General features: G+C 38.5%; 1 protein-coding gene. It reads left to right on the forward strand.

Features of this window, described 5'->3' with window-relative positions; translation table 11 throughout:
• The coding region (locus tag E1171_RS22970; protein WP_187696072.1) for a hypothetical protein at positions 1-252 on the forward strand (252 nt) is incomplete at both ends.

Consider the following 252-nt stretch of genomic DNA (forward strand, 5'->3'; position numbering starts at 1 on the left):
GCTAGTAGAAGATCCTGACAACTCTTTTCCAAACGATTTCTCATTAACCGTCCTTGAAGGTGATAGTTATTCAGTAACAAACAATGAAATAACCCCGGCCCCTGAATTTAATGGAATATTAGATATTCTGGTATCAGTAAATGACGGTACGGACGAAAGTGAAGTCTTTCAGCTTTCAATCGAAGTTTTACCTGTCAATGATATTCCGGTGATCACAGGAACAAGCACACCTCTTACAACTTTTGAGGAAAA

It is taken from the genome of Xanthovirga aplysinae, assembly GCF_009711365.1.
Taxonomy (GTDB): domain Bacteria; phylum Bacteroidota; class Bacteroidia; order Cytophagales; family Cyclobacteriaceae; genus Xanthovirga; species Xanthovirga aplysinae.